Raw genomic sequence first — 20,483 nt, 5'->3', positions numbered from 1 at the left:
GATGCCGGGCCCCCGGGGATCACCGCTCTCCCGCGCCGGTCGCGCGGCATGGCTAGACTTCTCCGGGCCGAGCCGCACGGTCGGCCCGGAAGGGAGCGCGGTGCGCAACGTCGGCATCGACATCGGGGGCACGAAGATCGCGGGGGGCGTCGTCGACGACGACGGCACCATCATCGAGAAGCTCCGCGTCGACACCCCCATCGACCCCGCAGCCCTGGTCGACGCCGTGGTCGACATGGCCGATCACCTGCGCCGCGCGCACGAGATCCACGCGATCGGGGTGGCCGCGGCCGGCTTCATCAGCCGCGACCGCAGCACCGTCATCTACGCCCCCAACATCGACTGGCGCGACGAGCCCCTGCGCGCCCGCCTGGAGCAGCGCTTGAACGCCCCGGTCACGATCGAGAACGACGCGAACGCCGCCGGGTGGGGCGAGTACCGCTTCGGTGCGGGCCAGGGCGTGCGCGACATGGTCATGCTGACGATGGGCACGGGCGTCGGCGGCGCGGTCGTCACCGACGGCGAGCTCTTCCGCGGGGGTCACGGCATCGGCGCCGAACTGGGACACATGCGCTTCGTACGCGGCGGGCACCCGTGCGGGTGCGGACAGAACGGATGCCTTGAGCAGTACGCCTCGGGTCGTGCCCTGCAGCGCGAGGCGAACGCCATCGCCGACGAGGGCGGCATCGGCGCGGCCCTGGCCGCGGTGCGCGAGGAGCGCGGTGCGATCCCCGGCCCCGCGGTGTCGCGGCTCGTGCTCGCGGGCGACCCGGGTGCCGTCGAGGCGCTGCGTCGCGTGGCCACGGCCCTCGGCGAGGCGTGCGGCGGGTTCCAGGCCGTGCTCGACCCCGAGGTCTTCGTGATCGGCGGGGGAGTGGCGCAGCTCGGCGCCGACCTGCTGGAGCCGGTGAAGCTCGCGTACGAGACCTCGCTCCCGGGGTACGGTGAACGTCCGGTCGCCGAATTCGCGATCGCACGTCTGGGCAACGACGCCGGTCTCATCGGGGTCGCTGACCTCGCCGGGAAGGAGCGCTGACGTTGTTCTACTGGCTCATGAAGTACGTGGTCATCGGACCGGTCATCAAGGCCGTGTTCCGTCCGTGGATGGTGGGCCGGCGCAACATCCCCGTCGAGGGGGCGGCGATCCTGGCGAGCAACCACCTGTCGTTCTCGGACTCGATCTTCCTTCCGCTCATGATCGACCGCCGCATGGCGTTCCTCGCCAAGAGCGACTACTTCACCGGCAAGGGCCTCAAAGGCTGGGCCACTCGCATGTTCTTCACGGCGACGGGTCAGCTGCCCATCGACCGCTCAGGCGGAAAGGCTTCCGAGGCCTCGCTGAACACCGGCCTCGGCGTACTCGGCCGCGGAGAGCTGCTCGGCATCTACCCCGAGGGGACCCGCAGCCCCGACGGCACCCTCTACCGGGGCCGCACGGGTATCGCGCGCATGGCGCTCGAGGCGCGCGTTCCTGTCGTGCCGGTGGTCATGGTCGACACGGGCGCCGTCATGCCGATCGGCCAGCGTCTGCCCCGCGTGGGGCGCGTGGGCATCGTCATCGGCGAGCCCCTCGACTTCTCGCGGTTCGAGGGCATGGAGGGCGACCGCTACGTGCTCCGCTCGGTGACCGACGAGATCATGGTGGCCCTCCAGCGTCTCGGTGAGCAGCGCTACGAAGACGTCTACGCCTCGACCGTGAAGGACCGCCTCGCCACGTCACAGGCGGCGAAGGCGCCGGTGTCCCGCCACTAGACTTCAGGGGTGAATCAGCAGCTCCACGACCTCGACCACTGGCGAACCCTGCCCATCAAGCAGCAGCCCCAGTGGTATGACGAGGCCGCTGTGGCCGCGGCATCCGCAGAATTGGCGACCCTTCCTCCGCTGGTGTTCGCCGGCGAGGTCGACATCCTCCGCGACCGCCTCGCGCGGGCCGCCGCCGGCCAGGCGTTCCTCCTGCAGGGCGGTGACTGCGCCGAGACGTTCGCCGGCGCGACCGCCGAGCAGATCCGTAACCGCATCAAGACGGTCCTGCAGATGGCCGTCGTCCTCACCTACGGCGCCTCGATGCCGGTGGTCAAGATGGGCCGTATGGCGGGCCAGTTCGCCAAGCCCCGCTCGAGCGACGTCGAGACGCGCGGCGACGTGACGCTCCCGGCGTACCGCGGCGACATCGTCAACGGCTACGACTTCACCGAGGAGTCGCGCAAGGCCGACCCCGCGCGTCTGCTCAAGGGCTACCACACGGCCGCGTCGACCCTGAACCTCATCCGCGCCTTCACGCAGGGGGGCTTCGCCGACCTGCGCGAGGTGCACAGCTGGAACAAGGGCTTCGCGAGCACGCCCGCGAACCAGGCGTACGAGTCGATGGCGACCGAGATCGACCGCGCCATCAAGTTCATGGAGGCCGCCGGCGCCGACTTCGACGAGCTGACGCGCGTCGAGTTCTACACGGGCCACGAGGGTCTGCTCATGGACTACGAGCGCCCCATGACGCGGATCGACTCGCGCACGGGACAGCCGTACAACACGTCCTCGCACTTCCAGTGGATCGGTGAGCGCACGCGCGAGCTCGACGGCGCGCACGTCGACTACTTCTCGAAGATCCGCAACCCCATCGGCGTGAAGCTCGGTCCTACCACGACGGCCGAGACGGCGCTGGCGCTCATCGACAAGCTCGACCCCGAGCGCGAGCCGGGTCGACTGACCTTCATCACGCGCATGGGGGCGGGCAAGATCCGCGACGCGCTGCCCCCCCTGCTCGAGGCCGTCCGCGACTCGGGTGCCACGCCGCTCTGGGTCACCGACCCGATGCACGGCAACGGCATCACCACGCCCACCGGCTACAAGACCCGTCGCTTCGACGACGTGGTCGACGAGGTGCGCGGCTTCTTCGAGGCGCACCGCTCGGTGGGCACGCACCCCGGCGGCATCCACGTCGAACTCACCGGCGACGACGTCACCGAGTGCCTGGGCGGCTCCGAGATGATCGACGAGGCCACCCTCGCGACCCGCTACGAGAGCCTGTGCGACCCGCGTCTGAACCACCGTCAGAGCCTCGAGCTGGCGTTCCTCGTGGCCGAGGAGCTCGAGAACCGCTGACCCCTCTCGACAGATCGACGCCCCCGACCGCTGCGGTCGGGGGCGTCGTCGTTTCAGGATGCCGTCGGCGCGGTCGGGGAAGCTCTCTCTGCTCCGCGATCTCGCGCTACAGCGTCGGCGTCAGTGTGATGGTCGAGCCCTGCGGGGCCGTCGTGCCGGCCTTGGGGTTCGTGGCGCGCACCTTGTAGATGTCCCAGTACTTGAACCCGAGGGGCAGGGTGCCGTCGTCGATGCCCGCGTTCACCTCGAAGCCGAGCGCTTCGAGAGTCTTCACGGCATCCCGGATCGACATCCCCACGACGTTGCCGGGGATCTCGACGGGCTTCGGGCCGATCGACACGCGCAGGGGCACGGTGTCGCCGGGGCGCCAGTTGCCGCCCCCGTCGCGCTGGCCCATGGCGATCACGTTGCCGGATGCCACGGAGCTGCTGTACTCCTCGGTCACCGCGGTCTTGAGTCCGACGCCGTCGAGGGCGCGCTCGGCCTGCGAACGCGAGTCGCCGGTGACGTCGGGGATGGGTCCGAGCGAGACGACGAGCGACGCGGCGTCGCCCTCGTACACCGTGCAGCCCTGGGTGCAGTCGATGGCGTTGCCGCCGGAGCGGGGGATCACCGAGGCGCCCAGCACAGTCCCGTCGGCCGGGTCGGCGAACTGCCGCTCGGGGTCGCCCGCGACCCCGACGAAGGCCTGCTCGAGGACCGCGCGCACCTCGTCGGCGCTCTTGCCCGCGAGGGCGGGGATCTGGTGGGTGGCCGGCCCGATCGAGACGAAGACGGTCACGACCGTCTCTTTGTCGAGACGTTCGCCGGGTGCGGGGTCGGAGCCCACGGTCGTGCCGGAGGGGATCTCGCGGTCGTTGACCTCTTGCGCCTGAGCCTGCAGCTGCTGCTGCGTGAGCAGGGCCTCGGCGTCGGCGAAGCTGCGGCCCGACACGTCGGGGACAGCGACGAGCGAACCCGGACCGGAGCCGAAGTACCAGCCCGTGAACCCGGCTCCGCCGGCGAGCAGCAGCACGAGCACGAGGAGCCACGCGCCCCTGGTCGTCCGTCGCCGCGTGCGGGTGCGCAGTCGCGCCGCATTGTCGGGCTCATCGATGGTGGCGGAGGGGAGGGATGCCGTCTGCGGCAGCACCTTCGTCAGCTCGCGCGACTCGGCGGCCGTCGCGGGACTCGTGGTGCCCACGGCCACGGCGCGCGCCACCTGGGGGGCGAGACCGAGTTCTTTCTCGATCGCGCGAAGGCGCTCGAGCATCGCGGCCGCGTCGAGCGGGCGGTCGCCCGGCTCCCGTTCGGTCGACCAGAGCACGAGCTCGTCGAGCTGCTCGGGGACGCCGGGGTTCTTCGCGCTCGGGCGGGGCACCGAGTCGGTGGCGTGCTGATAGGCGATCTGCATCGGCTGCTCGCCCTTGTAGGGCTGCTCGCCGACGAGCATCTCGTAGAGCATGATCCCGAGCGAATAGATGTCGCTGCGCGCGTCGGCGGTGCCGCGCGTGACCAGCTCGGGGGCGAGGTAGGCGATCGTGCCCATGAGCTGCGCCCCGCTCGCGGTGTTCGCCGTCGTCGCGCGGGCGAGGCCGAAGTCGCCGATCTTGATGCGGCCGTCCTCGGCGAGGAGGACGTTCTCGGGCTTCACGTCGCGGTGGACGATGCCGGCCCGGTGCGCGGCGGCGAGCCCCGAGAGGATGGCATCCATGATCGTGAGGGTCTGATCGACCGTGAGGCGCCGGTGCTCGCGCAGCAGCTCGCGCAGCGTGATGCCCGGGAGGTACTCCATGACCAGGTAGGCCATCTCGCCGTCCTGGCCCTGGTCGAACACGTTCACCACGTGCGGATCGCTCAGGCGCGCAGCCGAACGGGCCTCTTGGATGAACCGACTCTGGAACACGGTGTCGTCGCTGAGGTGGCCGTGCATGACCTTCAGCGCCACCCGGCGTTCGAGGCGCAGGTCGGTCGCCACGTACACGGTCGCCATGCCGCCACGCGCGATGCGCGCGCGAACCCGGTACCGGCCGTCGACGAGACGGCCGATCAGCGGGTCTGCCTGCTGACTCGTGCTCACAGGTCGAGTCTACGGAGCGCCCCCTGTGAGCCCGGGGAGCGGCTCACCCTCACCTCACCCCAGAACGGCGAGCCACGTGGTGGCCGGCTGCTCCCACTGGGCGTATCGGTCGGGGTAGGCCGAGATCTGCACGGCCTGGGCGGCATCGGCGTAGGGGAGCTGGTCCCAGCCGGGGATGTCGAGGAGTCCGCGGGTGGCGGTGCCGTTGGGATCGGCCGCGCCGCCGTAGAACACGCGCGTCGAGCGTTCGCGGTCGAGGATCTGCGCCGGAGTGCCCCACCCGGTGCTGGGCCGCTGCTGGAAGAGGCCCAGCGAATCGCGGTCGCCCCAGTCGAGGTTGCGCAGCCACGACTCCTGCATCGCGGTGCCGAGGGCGATCAGGATGCCGCGATCCGAGACGCCCAGTTCGCGTCCGACGCGGATGATCAGGCGCGCGTTGTCGGACTGCTCGGCGTCGAGGCCCGGAGCCGTCGCCGGGGCGACGGCGGCGGGAGCGGGGGAGTCCGCCGGGATGCGCAGGACGTCGCCGGGGTAGATGATCGAGGCGCGCGTGAGCCCGTTCGCGCTCAGCACGGCGTCGAGCGAGACGCCGTTGGCGCGGGCGATCGCCGAGACGGTGTCGCCGGGACGCACCTCGTGCGTGCGGGGCGCGGCCTCGGGGGCCGCGGGAGCCGGGGGAGCGGGCGCGGCCGCGGGCGTGAGGGCGAGCACGTGACCGGGGCGGATGACGGCGTCGGATGCCAAGCCGTTGGCCGCGAGGACCGCGGCGGTATCGAGACCGTGCGCGCGGGCGATGTCCCACACCGTGTCGCCGGGCTTGACCGTGTAGGTGGTGGGCGGGGTGACGGCGGTGAGCACCGGCATCCCGAGACTGCGGGGAGCGGGCGGGAGAGAGGTGAGCGCAGGTTCCGGGGGTGCGGCGTGCGCGGCGTGCTCGGCGGTGAGGGTCAGGGCGATCGTGCCGGCCACGGCGGCGGGCCAGATGACGGCGGTGCGACGTCGCGAGGGCAGGGGGGACAGCGTGAGTCGTCTCATGGTGGGGGGATTCCGTTCTTCCGACTGCCCGACACGGTGGCATGCCTCGGGGCGGATGTCAACGAAAGTGACCCCTGTGACGGGTGTGACTCAAGTGAAGAAGACGACCGAGGACGGGCCGAGGCGACGGCAGTGAGAGGATGAAGGGGTGAGTGAGACTTCCCGTTACGAGACCGCGTGGCTGACCATTCCCGACCTGGTCGAGATGCTCGACGAGTCGCTCGGGCGCGTGCGCCGCCTCTTCGACGAGCACTACCTCGTCGGCTCGCGCCGCGACGGCGTCTTCAAGGTGCCGGCGGTCTTCCTCGTCGACGGGCGCCCGCTGCCGTCGCTGCGCGGCACGATCATCGTCCTGCACGACGCGGGGTTCGACCCCGACGAGACCATCGACTGGCTGCTCACGCCCGAGGAGACCATCGGTCTCGCGCCCATCGAGGCGCTCCTCGCCGGGCGCAAGAGCGAAGTCCGACGGGTCGCTGCGACCCTCGCCTGAGGCCGTCCGGCCTCAGGCCGTGCGCTCGGTGGCCGCGCGTGCGAGAGCGCGCAGATCGGTGAGCGCTCCGGTGTCGACGCGCGCGTCGGCGAGAGCCGCATCGGCGCGCTCGGCGTACTCGGCGATCAGGGTCTCGGTGCGCTCGAGGGCGCGGGTGTCGACGATCGTCTGCTGCAGGGCCGCGATCTGCGCCGCGTCGAGAGCGGGGTCGCCCAGGAGGGCGTCGAAGCGGTCGCGCTCCGCGGACTCGAGCATCTCGCGGGCGTAGGCCACCAGGACGGTGCGCTTGCCCTCGCGCAGGTCGTCGCCGACGGGCTTGCCCGTGACGGCGCTGTCGCCGAAGACGCCCAGCACGTCGTCGCGCAGTTGGAAGGCCATGCCGACGTCGTGACCGAACCGTCCGAGGGCATCGAGCTGCTCATCGTCGGCCCCGGCCAGCGCCGCGCCGATCTGCAGGGGCTGCTGAATGCTGTAGCGCGCCGACTTGTACGAGGCGATCCGCAGCGCCCGCTCGGCGTGGGTGTCATCCGGGTAGACGGTGTACGCGGACTCCTCCGCGACGTCGAGGAACTGACCGATCGTCACGTCGCGGCGCATGCGGGAGTAGGCCCGGCGCGTGGCGGCGGCGGAGGGGTGGTCCTCGAGGCCTTCTTCGAGGAGGTCGTCGCTCCACGCCACGAGGAGGTCGCCGAGCAGGATCGCGCCCGAGCGACCGAACGCGTCGGAGTCACCCGCCCACTCGGCATCCTGATGGGCCTTCTGCAGGGCGCGGTGCGCGGCGGGCTGACCCCGGCGCGTGTCGCTGTTGTCGACGAGGTCGTCGTGGACGAGGGCCGCCGCGTGGAAGACCTCGAGCGAGGTGGCCACGGCCAGGGCGGGTTCGTCGAACACCGCGGCGGACGGCGCGTCGAGGGCGCCCACGGCGCGCCACCCCGCAAGGCAGAAGCGCGCCCGCAGGCGCTTGCCGCCGCGGAGGGCGGAGGCCCCCGCGCGGGTGAGGGACTCGGCCTCGGGGCCGAGCGCGGAGGCGCACGATAGCTGTTCGGAGAGGAACTTGTCGAGTCGCTGGGAAACAGCTTCGATCGGTTCCGGGGAGGTCGGCACGGGCCTAGCCTAGTGATCCACGCCGCGCGTAGAATCGTCCGCAACGAACAACAGAGGGGGATGCATGCCACTGTCAGAGCAGGAGCAGCGTCTACTGGATGAGATGGAGCGCCATCTCATGAGCAACGACACCGATGTGGTGTCCGCCCCCAGTCGTGCCCTCAGCTACCGCAACATCGTCCTCGGCTCGATCCTGGTGCTCGCCGGTCTCGGCGCCCTCGTCGCGGGCGTGTCGATCGGCTTCAACACCGGTTTCGTCGGCATCGCCGTCGGCGTGCTGGGCTTCCTCCTCATGGTCGGCGGCGTGATCTTTGCCGTCACCCCCACGCGGGGTGCCGCTCCGACCGCGCCCGCCGCCGCTAAGCCGCGACCGGCCCGCGCCTCCGGCTCCTCGTTCATGGACCGCATGAACGAGCGCTGGGACCGCCGCCACGACGGCCCTTAAGCTCCGTCCTCGCACCACCTCAGCACCGGCTCTTCGGAGCCGGTGCTTTTTCGTGCGCCCGGCGCCCTCGTCGGCGAGGTGAGTAACGGAGTGGAGAGGGTGAGGAGTCGGCATCCGGGCTCGAATCCCTCCCTTTTGCTCCACCGGGACGCCCGCGGGGAGTGCGAGGCGCCGTTGCGCCGCGGAAAGACGCGGAAACTGCGGTGCTGCGCCGGGGTGGTCGACCACTGTACACGGCCGCGGTTCTCCGCAGAAGAGTCCTGTTTTCGATAGCGAAGTGGAGGGCGGTGGAGTAAAGTGGGGAAAACTTCGCAGGCCGGACGAAGGGGGTGGACGCCCGAATGCTGCTCGGAACGCACACACCCAAGCTCGACGACAAGGGTCGGGTCATCCTGCCGGCGAAGTTCCGTGACGATCTCGGCGCCGGAGTGGTGATCACGCGCGGGCAGGACCGCTGCCTCTACGTGTTCAGCACCGAGGAGTTCGAGCGCGTTCACGAGCGGATCCGCGAGGCCCCGCTCAGCAACAAGCAGGCCCGCGACTTCCTGCGCATGTTCCTCTCGGGGGCAAGCGCCGAGAAGCCCGACAGCCAGAACCGCATCACCGTGCCGCCCGCCCTGCGCACCTACGCCGGGCTCGGGCGCGAACTCGTCGTCACCGGCGTCGGCGCGCACGCCGAGATCTGGGACGCCGAGGCCTGGAACTCCTACGCGGAGAGCAACGAAGAGACGTACGCCGAGATGGAGCAGGAGGTGATCCCGGGACTCTTCTGACCCTTCGGCTGTGATGCCCAGCCGCTCGCCCTGACGCACTTCCCCGGCGCCAGGTCGAAGCGGATGGGGATCAGAGTCCGAAGGTTCGGCCCGACACATCATGGACATCCGCGACATCCACACCCCGGTCCTGCTCGAGCGCTGCGTCGAGCTGCTCGGCCCCGCCCTGCAGAAGCCGGGCTCCGTCTTCGTCGACGGCACGCTCGGCATGGGCGGGCACTCCGAGGCGTTCCTCGAGCGGTTCCCGCAGGCCCGGCTCATCGGCCTCGACCGCGACACCGACGCTCTGCGCATCGCGGGGGAGCGACTGAAGCGCTTCGGCGACCGCGTCACCCTCGTCCACACCGTCTACGACGGCATCGCCGAGGCCGTGGCATCCGCCGGTGTCGACAAGGTCGACGGCATCCTGTTCGACCTGGGTGTCTCGTCTCTGCAGCTCGACGAGGCCGCCCGCGGCTTCGCCTACGCGCAAGACGCCCCTCTCGACATGCGCATGGACCAGACCACCGGCGTCACCGCAGCCGAGGTGCTCGCCACCTACGGCGAGGGCGACCTGCGACGCATCTTCGAGCGCTACGGCGAAGAGAAGCTCGCCGGCCGCTACGCCCGCGCCATCATCGCCGCCCGCGCCCAGGCTCCGCTCGAGCGCTCGGGCCAGCTCGTCGACGTGCTGCAGGCCGCGACCCCGGCCGCGGTGCTGCGCGAGCGCCACCCCGCCAAGCGCGTCTTCCAGGCCCTGCGCATCGAGGTCAACGCCGAGCTGTCGGTGCTCGAGCGCACGATCCCCGCCGCCCTCGAGGTGCTGGGAGTCGGCGGCCGCATCGTCGTGCTGTCGTACCAGTCGCTGGAGGACCGACTGGTCAAGCGCGTGTTCGCCGACGCTTCCACCTCGACCGCACCCCGCGGCCTGCCCGTCGAGCTGCCCGAGCACGCGCCGACGTTCAAGCTACTCGTCCGGGGGGCCGAACTCGCGAGCGACGAAGAGCGCGCGATCAACCCCCGCGCCACCCCCGTGCGACTGCGCGCGGCCGAGAGAATCCGGGAGGACGCATGAGCGCGCCCCAGGCCATCGATGCAGCCTTCCTTCCCGACTTCCCCACGCCGGTCCGCGAGCGTCGACTCACCGTCGTCCCCGCGACCGCGCGTCGTCGGGCACCGCGACGCCTCTTCGGCGTCGTCGCCGTGCTCGGGGCGCTGACCATCGTCGTGGCCCAGATGAGCCTCGGCATCCTCACGACGCAGAGCTCGTTCGAGATCTCGTCGCTGACCCAGCAGCAGCGCGACCTGACCTACCAGAAGCAGATCCTCTCCGACGAGAGCGCGGGACTCAGCTCGCCCCAGTACCTCGCGGCGAACGCCGCAGCCCTGGGCATGGTGATCGACGAGTCGCCCACCTACCTCCGCCTCAGCGACGGTGCCGTCATCGGCTCCGACAAGCCCGCCGACGCGGCCTCGTCCGTCGACGCGAAAGGCCGCGGCTCGGTCGGCAACGCGCTGATCTCGGGCGTGCCGCTGGTCACCGACCCGGCGGCATCCACCACCGAGAACGGCGCGGCGACCCCCGCACCCGCGGCGCCCGGAGCGGCCGCACCGACCGAGGCCGCCGCCCCCACTACCCAATCGGCGACACCCCCGCCGATCAGCGACGGTCTGCCGACTCCCGCGACACGATGAGAGCCATGACGACGACAACCTCCCGGTCCCCGCGGCGTCGCACCGTCGTCGCCCTCGCGGTCGTCCTGATCGTGATCCTCGCCTTCGTCGTCCGACTGGTCGACATCCAGGTCGTCAACGCCCGCGATCACGTGGACGACTCGCTCTCGATGGGCCTGCAGAACTCCCGCGTCGAGTACGCCTCCCGCGGCTCCATCGTCGACGACAACGGCGTCCCCCTCGCCACGAGCGTCAACCGCTACGACGTGCAGATCGACCCGATGCTCGCGGCCAAGGGCGTGACCATACGCGACGACGACGGCAACGAGACCACGACCGCGTGGCCCGAGCTCGCCGCCCGGATCGCCGCCGTCACCGGCCAGAGCGCCGCGGACGTGCAGAAGATCGTCCAGGATGCCGTGGCCGACAACCCCGACTCGCGCTACGCCATGATCGCGAAGAGCGTCTCGACCGAGCAGTACCGGTCCCTCGTGGCCCTGGGGCTGCCGTTCCTCAGCTTCCCGCCGCAAGCGGGCCGGATGTATCCCGACGGCGCGGTGGCGGGAAACCTGCTCGGTTTCGTCGGCAGCGACGGGCAGGCCCTCGCGGGCCTCGAGTCGGCCGACAACGACTGCCTCGCCTCGACCAACGGCAAGGTCGTCTTCCAGCAGAGCCGCGACGGCGTGGTGCTCCCCGGCACCGAGGTCGTGACGCAGCCGGCGGTCGACGGCGGCACCCTCAAGCTCACGATCGACCGCGACCTGCAGTGGTACCTCCAGCAGCTCATCGCGGAACAGGTGCAGAACACCGGTTCGCTCCGCGGCACGATCACGGTCGTCGAGGCGAAGACGGGCAAGATCCGCGCCCTCGCCGAGTACCCCACGGTCGACCCCAACGACCCGACCGCCACCTCGCCCGACGACCGCGGCAGCCGCGCGTTCTCGAGCCCCTTCGAGCCCGGGTCGACGTTCAAGGCGCTCACGACGGCGATCGGCCTCGACAGCGGCTCGTACACGCCGCAGACCACCGTGACCGCCTCGGGGCGAGAGGTCCTCGGCGGTGACGCCCGGGTCTCGGACGCGTTCTCGCACGGCCCGAACGTGTACACGCCCACCGGCGTGCTCATCGACTCCTCGAACGTGGGCATCTCGAAGTTCGCCGAGATGATCCCCGCCCAGACGCGCTTCGACTATCTGCAGAAGTTCGGCATGGGCTCGGTCAGCTCGATCGGGTTCCCCGGCGAGTCCGGCGGCATCCTGCACCCGGTCCAGGACTGGGACAAGCAGACCTTCTACAACACCGCCTTCGGCCAGGGCTTGTCGGTCACCGTGCCGCAGCTCGTGGGCGCATACCAGACCATCGCCAACGGGGGACTCAAGAAGCCGCTGTCGATCGTCGAGGGCTGCACCGCGGCCGACGGCACGGTCACCGACGTCCCGCCCACCGACGGCACGCAGGTCGTCTCGCCCGACACGGCGAAGGAGGTCTCGCTCATGCTCGAGAACGTCGCCACGCAGGGCGAGCTGGCCTCGAAGATTGCCATCCCGGGTTACCGCATCGCGATCAAGACCGGTACCGGTGAGAAGGTCGACGAGAACACGGGCGCCTACAAGCCCGACGCGTACTTCACGACGATGATCGGTTTCGCCCCCGCCGACGACCCGCAGTACGTGGTCGCGGTCAACCTGGACGAGCCGCGGACGGTAAAATCGTCGGCGGCCACCGCCCCCGCGTTCCAGAAGGCCCTCACCCAGGTTCTCAAGTCCTACCGGGTGATCCCCTCCGGAACCACGACCCCCGAACTGCCCAAGTTCGGCTGAGAAAGAGCCCGTCTCGGTCTCGTCTCGGTAACGAATGCGACCGGAAAGGGCGTCCCACAGCAATGATCTCCCGCAGCCTCTCCCACCTTGCCGACGTGCTCGGCGGGCGCCTCGTCGTCCGCGGCGACGACACCCCCGACACTCGGGTCTCGGGCCTCGTCGACACCGACTCGCGCCTGATCGAACCCGGCGGGATCTTCGTCGCCAAGCCCGGTGAGACCACCGACGGTCATTTCTTCGTCGGCACCGCCGTCGAGCGGGGAGCCGCCCTCGCGATCGTCGAACGCGAGCTCGACGACGCCGTGAGTCAGATCGTCGTTCCGGATGCCGTGGCCGCCCTCAGCGACCTGGCCCGCGACGTGGTGGCTCGGGTTCGCGAGACCGGCGAGCTCAAGATCGTCGGCATCACCGGATCCAACGGCAAGACGACCACCAAGAACCTCCTCGCCCGCATCCTCGAGGACGAGGGCGAGACGGTGGCGCCGCGCGCCTCGTTCAACAATGAGGTGGGCGCCCCCCTCACGATGCTGCGCGTCACCGAGGGCACCCGCTTCCTGGTGAGCGAGTTCGGCGCGAGCGCCCCCGGGGCCATCGCCCACCTCGCCGGGCTCGTCACCCCCGACATCGGCGTCGTGCTCATGGTGGGCATGGCCCACGCCGGCGGCTTCGGCGGCATCGAGTCGACGTTCCACGCCAAGAGCGAGCTGGTGAAGGCGACCCGCGAGGGCGGCCTCGCGGTGCTCAACGCCGACGACCCCCGCGTCTCGGCGATGGAGCCGATCGCGCGCGAGCGCGGGCAGGACGTGCGGTGGTTCGGTCGGGGCGAGCGGGCCGAGGTCCGGGCCGTCGACGTCGAGGTGTCGGCATCCGGCACCCGCGCCGATCTGCTGGTCGACGGAGAACCCTTCACCCTCACCCTGCGGGTGCTCGGCGAGCACCACGTGATGAACGCCCTCGCGGCCCTGGCCGCCGCCACCGCCCTCGGCGTGCCCGCGGCCGACGCGATCGCGCGCCTCGAGACCGTCGAGATCGCCGAGCGCTGGCGCATGCAGCCCCTCGGCTCCGATCGCGTGCGCATCATCAACGACGCGTACAACGCCAGCCCCGACTCGATGGCCGCAGCTCTGCGCACCCTCGCGCAGATCACCGGCCCCGACGAGCGCACCGTCGCCGTGCTGGGTGCGATGAGCGAGCTGGGGGAGTACGCCGACGAGGAGCACGACCGGGTCGGTCTTCTGGCCGTGCGCCTGCGCATCCAGCGCATCGTCGTGATCGGCCCCGAGGCGCGCCGCATGTACCTCGAGGCGATCTCCCAGGGCTCGTGGGACGGCGAGGCGGTCTTCTTCGCCGACGCCGACGCGGCCTACGACTACCTTTCGACCGAACTGCGCGACGGTGATCGCGTGCTGGTGAAGTCGTCCAACTCGGCGGGGCTCCGGCACCTCGGCGACCGTCTGGGAGACTTGTTCGCGTGAGATCACTTCTGACTTCGGCTGCGATCTCGCTCGCCTTCACCCTTTTCCTCACCCCGGTCTTCCTCCGCTGGTTCCGCAAGTGGGGCTGGGGGCAGGTCATCCGCACCCCCGAGAACGTGCACAACCCCTCGCACGGTGCGAAGCGCGGCACGCCCACCATGGGCGGAACGATCTTCATCCTCGGCACGATGGTCGGATACTTCATCGGCTCGTACGCCGGGAACAACCCCCCGACCGTCTCGGGACTCCTCGTTCTCTGGCTCATGCTCGGTTTCGGTGTCGTCGGCTTCATCGACGACTACATGAAGATCCGCCAGCAGCGCAGCCTGGGGCTCTCGGGATGGCGCAAGATCGCCGGTCAGGTGATCGTCGCGGTGCCGTTCGCCATCGTCGCCCTGAACTTCCCCAACACCGTCGGGCAGACCGCCGCCTCGGGGTACGTCTCGGTGTTCCGTGACATCCAGCTGCTGTCGTTCTTCGCGCTCGGCCCGATCCTCGGGTGGCTGCTGTACCTAGCGTGGATCTCGCTGATCGGAACGGCCACCTCGAACTCCGTCAACGTGGCCGACGGCCTCGACGGCCTCGCCGCGGGCTCGGGCATCTTCGTCGTCGGCGCCTACAGCCTGATGGCGTTCTGGCAGAACAAGCAGGTCTGCGCCGATGTCCTCGACCCGACCGTGCAAGCCGGCTGCTACGCCGTGCGCGACCCGTTCGACCTGGCGATCGTGGGGGCGTCGTTCGTCGGCGCCCTGGTCGGATTCCTCTGGTGGAACGCCCCCAAGGCGAAGGTCTTCATGGGCGACTGCGGGTCGATGGCGATCGGTGGGGTGATCGCCGCCCTCGCGATCTTCACCCGCACCGAGCTCCTCCTCATCCTCATCGCCGGTGTCTACGTGATCGCCTCGGGATCGGTCATCCTTCAGCGGGCCTACTTCAAGGTGACCCGGGGCAAGCGCCTGTTCCTCATGAGCCCCCTGCACCACCACCTCGAGATGCGCGGGTGGCCCGAGGTCACCATCGTCGTGCGCATGTGGATCATCGCCGGTCTCCTCGCCGTCTCGGGCATCGGATTCTTCTACGTCGAATGGCTGTCCCGCGTATGACCGACCTCTCCACCCTGACCAGCTGGCACGCCGACTGGAAGGGCCTGCGCGTCGTCGTCCTCGGCCTGTCGGTCACCGGCTTCTCGGTCGCCGACACCCTCGCCGAGCTCGGCGCCGAGGTGCTCGTGGTGACGGAGAGAGCGGATGCCGAGTACTCGCGCCTGCTCCCGGTTCTGGGCGTGCGCCTGCACGAGGGTCCGCTCGACACCGTGCCCGCAGAGATGGCGGACTTCGCGCCCGAGGTGGTCGTGACATCCCCCGGCTTCCCCCCGCACCACCCCGTGATCGCGTGGACGCAGGAGCGGGGCATCGCGCTGTGGGGCGACGTCGAGCTCGCCTGGCGCGTCCGTGACAAGGTGGTCCGTCCGGACGGGCGCCCCGCCGACTGGGTGCTCATCACCGGGACGAACGGCAAGACCACCACCACGCGTCTGACCGCCGAGATGCTCATGACGGCGGGTCAGCGGGCCGTTCCCGTCGGCAACATCGGCACTCCCGTGCTCGACGCCGTGCGCGACCCGGGTGGGTTCGACGTGTTCGTCGTCGAGCTCTCGAGCCACCAGCTCTGGTACCTGAACCAGCAGTCCGGACCCGACGCCCTCTCGCCGCACGCGGCCGTCTGCCTCAACCTCGCCGACGACCACCTCGAGTGGCACGGCGGCGCGGACGCGTACCGCGCGGCGAAGGCCGGCGTCTACGCCCGCACGCGCGTGGCCTGCGTCTACAACAAGGCCGACGTCGCGACCCGCGAGATGGTCGAAGACGCCGAGGTCGTCGAGGGCGCGCGCGCCATCGGTTTCGACCTGGGGGTTCCCGGTCCGAGCGATCTCGGTGTGGTCGACGGCATCCTCGTCGATCGGGCCTTCCTCGAAGAGCGCGCCACCTCGGCCCTCGAATTGACGACGGTGGCGGACCTCGCCCGGCGCGGCCTCGCGGCTCCCCACATGGTCGCGAACATCCTCGCTGCCTCGGCCCTCGCACGCTCCCTCGGGGCCACGCCCGCGCACATCCACGACACGCTCGAACGCTTCCGGCTCGACCCGCACCGCATCCAGGTCGTCGGGGCGCACCTCGGAGTCACCTGGGTCGACGACTCGAAGGCGACGAACCCGCACGCGGCGGCCTCGTCGCTCGCGGCGTACCCCGGCGCGGTGTGGGTGGTCGGCGGTCTGCTCAAGGGCGTCGACCTGAGCGACCTCGTGCGCGCTCGGGGCGCTTCGGTGCGGGCCGCGATCGTGATCGGCACCGAGCGTGACGAGATCGTGGCGGCGTTCGGGCGACACGCCCCGGCGGTGCCGCTGTTCGAGGTCGACCACGCTGAGACTGAAGACGTCATGGCCCAGGTCGTCGAACTGGCGGCGGGTGTGGCCCGGGAGGGAGACACCGTTCTCCTCGCTCCCGCGGCGGCGTCCTTCGATCAGTTCTCGTCCTACTCCGACCGCGGCGACCGCTTCGCCGAGGCGGTGCGGGCGTGGATCGCGGGCCGAGACGGAGAATCTCAACCGCACGACTGAGGGGACTCGCGTGACCACGACGGCACCTCGGCCGCGGCAGAGCCCCGATGAGCCCGCTCGCGTCGGCCTCGCCGCCCGCGTGTCTCTGGGCAGGGCATTCCGGCCCGTGCCCAGCGAGTTCCTGCTCATCACCTCGGCGGCGCTCCTGCTCACCGGGTTCGGCCTGGTCATGGTGCTGTCGGCCACCTCGGCGCTCGACGGCGCGCAGAGCCCCTTCGACCATGTCCTCAAGCAGGCCGTCTTCGCCGTCATCGGCATCCCCCTGATGTTCGTGCTCAGCCGTGCTCCGCTGCGCTTCTGGAAGCGCATGGCGTGGCCGGCGCTGATCCTGGCGACCCTCTTCCAGTTGCTCGTGTTCACGCCGCTGGGCATCTCGGCGAACGGTAACCGCAACTGGATCAGCATCGCGGGCATCCAGGCGCAGCCGGCCGAGTTCCTCAAGCTCGCTCTCGCGCTGTGGCTGGGCTACGTCCTGTACCGCAAGCAGACGCTGCTGGGCGACTGGCGACACGTGTTCATCCCGATCGTTCCGGTCTTCGCCCTCGTGGTCGCCACCGTCATGGGCGGAAAAGACCTGGGTACGACGATGATCCTCGTTCTCGTCCTGCTCGGGGCGCTGTTCTTCTCGGGGGTGAAGCTGCGCATCTTCGTGCTGCCGGCCCTCGCGGCCCTCGGCGCGATCGCGTTGTTCGCCATCACGAGCGCCGACCGCATGCGCCGCATCATGAGCTTCCTCGACCAGGACTGCATCGCCAACTACCTCGGCGACTGCTACCAGCCGCTGCACGGCATCTGGGGGCTCGCCGCGGGCGGGATCTTCGGTGTGGGCCTGGGCAACTCGGCCGAGAAGTACGACTGGCTCCCCGCCGCGGCGAACGACTACATCTTCGCGATCGTGGGGGAGGAGATGGGGCTGATCGGCTGCATCGTCGTCCTCGCCCTCTTCGGTCTGTTCGCGGTCGGCGCCTTCCACATCATCCGCCGCACCGACGACCCCTTCGTCCGGATCGTCGCGGGCGGCGTGACCATCTGGATCGTCGGTCAGGCCATGATCAACGTCGCGGTCGTTCTCCGCGTGTTCCCAGTTCTCGGTGTGCCGCTGCCGTTCATGTCGCAGGGCGGAACCTCGCTGCTGTCGGTGCTGATCGGGTGCGGTGTGCTGCTGTCGTGCGCGCGGACGCTTCCCGACCGTCGCGCGGCGGGCGAGACGCCTCCGCGGGCGGCGCGGCGGGCCGCGGCATCCGCCCGTCGACCGCGCGGCTGACGCTCGGGGGCGGCGACGGAGCACCGCCCGACCTGGTTAGGGTCGAACGGTGACGACTTACCTCCTCGCCGGCGGCGGCACCGCCGGGCATGTGAACCCCCTGCTCGCGGTCGCCGACGGACTGCGCGCCCGCGACGCCTCGGCCGACGTGCTCGTGCTCGGCACGCGAGAGGGCCTCGAGTCGCGTCTCGTCCCGCTGCGTGGGTACGAACTGCTCACCGTCGCGAAGGTCCCCTTCCCACGACGCCCCAACGGGGCCGCCGCGGCGTTCCCGGTGCGCTTCCTGCGCGCCGTCGCGCACGTGCGCCGACTCATCCGCTCGCGCGGGGTCGACGTCGTCGTCGGTTTCGGGGGGTACGCGGCGGCGCCCGCCTACGTCGCGGCCCGCCGCGAGCACGTCCCCTTCGTGGTGCACGAGGCCAATGCCAAGCCGGGACTCGCGAACGTGCTGGGGGCGCGGGGCGCCGCGGGCGTCGGCGTCGCCTTCGAAGGCACCCCGCTGCGCGGTGCGAGAGAGGTCGGGATGCCGCTTCGCCGCGAGATCGTCGAGCTCGACGCCCCCGCTCTGCGTGCGGAGGCCGCCGCGCACTTCGGGCTCGACGCGCAGAAGCCGACGCTGCTGGTGTTCGGGGGGTCGCTCGGTGCGCTGCGGTTGAACACCGCGTTCGGCGGGGCCTGGCGCGACGTCCTCGACGCCGGTTGGCAGCTGCTGCACGTGACGGGACAGAACTCCGACCTGCCCGATCCGGGCGTCGAGGGCTATGCCGTCGTCCGGTACGTGGACCGCATGGACCTCGCCTTCGCTCTCGCCGACTTCGTGGTGTCGCGCTCGGGTGCCGCGACCGTCAGTGAGATCAACGCCCTCGGCATCCCCGCCGTGTACGTGCCTTACGCGGTCGGCAACGGCGAGCAGAGCCTGAACGCCGCCGCGGCCGTCCGTGCCGGGGCCGCGCTGCTCATCGCCGACGCCGATCTCACGCCCGACCGGGTCCGCGCCGAGATCGTCCCGCTGCTCGCCGACGAGGACCGGCGGACCGCGATGCGCGATGCGGCGGCGCGCACCGGCATCCGGACCGGGACCGAGAACGTGATCGCCCTCGTCGACCGGGCTCTCGACCGCTGAGCCGCGCACGGTCCCGTCGCGGCGCGTCCGCTCGCCGAGGCTCCGTCGGCCGCGCCCCCAGCGCGCCGGGGCCGACGCGCAGGATCGGCGACGTAAACTCGCAGACGCCATGATCAGACCCGACCTGAGCCTCCCCATCCCCGAGACCATCACCTCCGCGCACTTCATCGGCGTGGGGGGATCGGGCATGTCCGGACTCGCCCGCATGTTCCTCGACCGCGGTATCCGGGTCTCCGGCTCCGACCGTTCCGACAGTGCCGCCCTGCGCGACCTCGCCGCCCGCGGCGCGACCGTGCACGTCGGGCACGACGCCGCCCACCTGGGCGACGCCGACACCGTCGTCCACACGGGTGCGATCTGGCCCGAGAACCCCGAGTTCGTCACCGCCAAAGAGCGCGTGCTGCACGTGATCCACCGCTCGCAGGCGCTGCACTGGCTCATCGGCGGTCGTCGCCTCGTCTCGGTCGCGGGTGCCCACGGCAAGACCACCTCGACCGGCATGATCGTGACCGCCCTGCGCGCCCTCGAGGTCGACCCGACCTTCGTCAACGGCGGTGTCATCGCCGACCTCGGCGCGTCCAGCGGAACCGGCTCCGACGACCTCGTCGTGATCGAGGCCGACGAGTCCGACGGCACGTTCGAGCTCTACGACACCTCGGTCGCGCTCATCACCAACGTCGACCCCGACCACCTCGACCACTACGGCTCGCGCGACGCCTTCGACGCGGCCTTCGCCCGCTTCGCGAACGCCGCCCGTGAGGCCGTCGTGATCTCGGCCGACGATCCCGGCGCGCGTTCCGTGCGCGAGCGCATCACCCACGCGAACGTCGTCACGTTCGGCGAGGACGCCGCAGCCGACCTCCGCCTCAGCGGCATCCGCACCGACGGACCCGTCGCCTTCACCCTCTCCGCCGACGGCGAGAGCGTCGACGTGCACCTGCGGGTGCCGGGCGCCCACAACGCGGTCAACGCCGCCGGCGCGGTCGCCGTGCTGCGCGTGCTCGGGCACTCGCTGTCCGATGCGGCACGCGCGGTCGAGGGCTTCGGCGGCACGGTCCGCCGTTTCGAGCTGCACGGCGTGCAGCAGGGCGTCAGCGTGTACGACGACTACGCGCACCACCCGACCGAGGTCGCTGCGGCGCTGTCCGCGGCGCGAACGGTCGTCGGCGAGGGGCGCATCATCGCGATCCAGCAGCCCCACACGTACTCGCGCACGCAGGAGATGTACCGCGAGTTCGCCGAGGTGCTCGAGTCGCACGCCGACCACACCGTCATGCTCGACGTGTACGGGGCCCGTGAAGACCCGGTGCCCGGGGTCACCGGAGAGCTCGTCAGCGGCGCGTTCGCCGATCCGTCCCACGTGCACTACGTCCCCGACTGGCAGGCGGCGGCCGATTACACGGCTCGGATCGCCCGACCGGGTGACTACGTCATCACCCTCGGATGCGGCAACGTCTACCAGATCATCCCCCAGGTGCTCGAGGCGCTGTCCCGCACCGAGGCCGCGGCGGTCTGACCGTGGA

General features: G+C 70.7%; 18 protein-coding genes. 15 read left to right on the top strand and 3 right to left on the bottom strand.

The genetic code is table 11. The features are described from left to right. Positions 1 to 100: 100 nt before the first annotated feature. Genes AB6V31_RS04170 through AB6V31_RS04160 form a run of 3 tightly spaced genes read left to right on the top strand, consistent with a single transcriptional unit; the run spans position 101 to position 3,099 of the window. A complete protein-coding gene (locus tag AB6V31_RS04170; protein ID WP_074694318.1) occupies positions 101 to 1,036 on the top strand; it encodes an ROK family glucokinase in 936 nt (311 codons plus the stop codon). 2 nt (positions 1,037 to 1,038) lie between these two features. Further along, the gene (locus AB6V31_RS04165) at positions 1,039 to 1,752 is read left to right on the top strand and encodes a 1-acyl-sn-glycerol-3-phosphate acyltransferase (protein WP_056227692.1); all 714 of its coding nucleotides are present in this window, start codon (positions 1,039 to 1,041) and stop codon (positions 1,750 to 1,752) included. Between the two features lie 9 nt (positions 1,753 to 1,761). After that, positions 1,762 to 3,099: a class II 3-deoxy-7-phosphoheptulonate synthase gene (locus tag AB6V31_RS04160; RefSeq protein ID WP_056227695.1), complete on the top strand. Its 1,338-nt coding sequence runs from the start codon at positions 1,762 to 1,764 to the stop codon at positions 3,097 to 3,099. A gap of 106 nt (positions 3,100 to 3,205) precedes the next feature. Here AB6V31_RS04160 and pknB read toward each other — a convergent pair whose 3' ends face one another. Next, positions 3,206 to 5,158 carry a Stk1 family PASTA domain-containing Ser/Thr kinase gene (gene pknB, locus AB6V31_RS04155; protein ID WP_369364257.1) on the bottom strand — a complete coding sequence of 651 codons (1,953 nt, stop codon included), beginning with the start codon at positions 5,156 to 5,158 and terminating at the stop codon, positions 3,206 to 3,208. A 54-nt stretch (positions 5,159 to 5,212) separates the two neighbouring features. After that, on the bottom strand, positions 5,213 to 6,193 hold the full coding sequence (locus tag AB6V31_RS04150) for a LysM peptidoglycan-binding domain-containing protein (protein WP_369364256.1): 981 nt from the start codon (positions 6,191 to 6,193) through the stop codon (positions 5,213 to 5,215). 148 nt (positions 6,194 to 6,341) lie between these two features. On the opposite strand from AB6V31_RS04150, the gene AB6V31_RS04145 reads away from it, so the two are divergent. Next, positions 6,342 to 6,686, top strand: a complete 345-nt coding sequence (locus tag AB6V31_RS04145) for an Rv2175c family DNA-binding protein (RefSeq protein ID WP_326493361.1) — start codon at positions 6,342 to 6,344, stop codon at positions 6,684 to 6,686. Positions 6,687 to 6,698: 12 nt separating this feature from the next. On the opposite strand, the gene AB6V31_RS04140 is transcribed toward AB6V31_RS04145, so the two are convergent. Further along, a complete protein-coding gene (locus tag AB6V31_RS04140; protein WP_369364254.1) occupies positions 6,699 to 7,790 on the bottom strand; it encodes a polyprenyl synthetase family protein in 1,092 nt (363 codons plus the stop codon). Positions 7,791 to 7,854: 64 nt separating this feature from the next. On the opposite strand from AB6V31_RS04140, the gene AB6V31_RS04135 reads away from it, so the two are divergent. From AB6V31_RS04135 to murC, 11 genes are all read left to right on the top strand, one after another. After that, complete coding sequence (locus tag AB6V31_RS04135) at positions 7,855 to 8,235, top strand: DUF3040 domain-containing protein (RefSeq protein WP_056227710.1); 381 nt, start codon at positions 7,855 to 7,857, stop codon at positions 8,233 to 8,235. 341 nt (positions 8,236 to 8,576) lie between these two features. Then, complete coding sequence (gene mraZ / locus AB6V31_RS04130) at positions 8,577 to 9,008, top strand: division/cell wall cluster transcriptional repressor MraZ (RefSeq protein ID WP_056227713.1); 432 nt, start codon at positions 8,577 to 8,579, stop codon at positions 9,006 to 9,008. A gap of 100 nt (positions 9,009 to 9,108) precedes the next feature. Then, positions 9,109 to 10,062 (top strand): 16S rRNA (cytosine(1402)-N(4))-methyltransferase RsmH, encoded by a 954-nt coding sequence (rsmH, locus tag AB6V31_RS04125; protein ID WP_074694322.1) that lies wholly within the window; start codon positions 9,109 to 9,111, stop codon positions 10,060 to 10,062. Beyond that, complete coding sequence (locus AB6V31_RS04120) at positions 10,059 to 10,682, top strand: hypothetical protein (protein ID WP_056227720.1); 624 nt, start codon at positions 10,059 to 10,061, stop codon at positions 10,680 to 10,682. The genes rsmH and AB6V31_RS04120 overlap by 4 nt, the downstream gene beginning before the upstream one ends. Positions 10,683 to 10,687: 5 nt before the next feature. Further along, positions 10,688 to 12,481 carry a peptidoglycan D,D-transpeptidase FtsI family protein gene (locus tag AB6V31_RS04115; protein ID WP_369364251.1) on the top strand — a complete coding sequence of 598 codons (1,794 nt, stop codon included), beginning with the start codon at positions 10,688 to 10,690 and terminating at the stop codon, positions 12,479 to 12,481. Positions 12,482 to 12,543: 62 nt separating this feature from the next. Next, positions 12,544 to 13,956 (top strand): UDP-N-acetylmuramoyl-tripeptide--D-alanyl-D-alanine ligase, encoded by a 1,413-nt coding sequence (gene murF, locus AB6V31_RS04110; protein ID WP_369364249.1) that lies wholly within the window; start codon positions 12,544 to 12,546, stop codon positions 13,954 to 13,956. Then, entirely contained in the window at positions 13,953 to 15,059 is a 1,107-nt protein-coding gene (mraY, locus tag AB6V31_RS04105) for a phospho-N-acetylmuramoyl-pentapeptide-transferase (protein WP_056227729.1), read from the top strand. Before murF ends, mraY begins: the two co-directional genes overlap by 4 nt. Beyond that, positions 15,056 to 16,573 carry a UDP-N-acetylmuramoyl-L-alanine--D-glutamate ligase gene (murD, locus tag AB6V31_RS04100; RefSeq protein WP_369364247.1) on the top strand — a complete coding sequence of 506 codons (1,518 nt, stop codon included), beginning with the start codon at positions 15,056 to 15,058 and terminating at the stop codon, positions 16,571 to 16,573. Before mraY ends, murD begins: the two co-directional genes overlap by 4 nt. 10 nt (positions 16,574 to 16,583) lie before the next feature. After that, positions 16,584 to 17,837, top strand: a complete 1,254-nt coding sequence (gene ftsW, locus AB6V31_RS04095; protein ID WP_074694326.1) for a putative lipid II flippase FtsW — start codon at positions 16,584 to 16,586, stop codon at positions 17,835 to 17,837. A gap of 49 nt (positions 17,838 to 17,886) precedes the next feature. Next, the gene (locus tag AB6V31_RS04090) at positions 17,887 to 18,960 is read left to right on the top strand and encodes a glycosyltransferase (RefSeq protein WP_369364245.1); all 1,074 of its coding nucleotides are present in this window, start codon (positions 17,887 to 17,889) and stop codon (positions 18,958 to 18,960) included. Between the two features lie 109 nt (positions 18,961 to 19,069). Then, entirely contained in the window at positions 19,070 to 20,476 is a 1,407-nt protein-coding gene (gene murC, locus AB6V31_RS04085; protein WP_369364243.1) for a UDP-N-acetylmuramate--L-alanine ligase, read from the top strand. Positions 20,477 to 20,483: the final 7 nt, after the last annotated feature.

Origin of the sequence: Microbacterium sp. 16-032 (assembly GCF_041079455.1) — a bacterium.
Taxonomy (GTDB): Bacteria; Actinomycetota; Actinomycetes; order Actinomycetales; family Microbacteriaceae; genus Microbacterium; species Microbacterium testaceum_A.
This window is presented reverse-complemented; position numbering and strand designations above follow the sequence as displayed.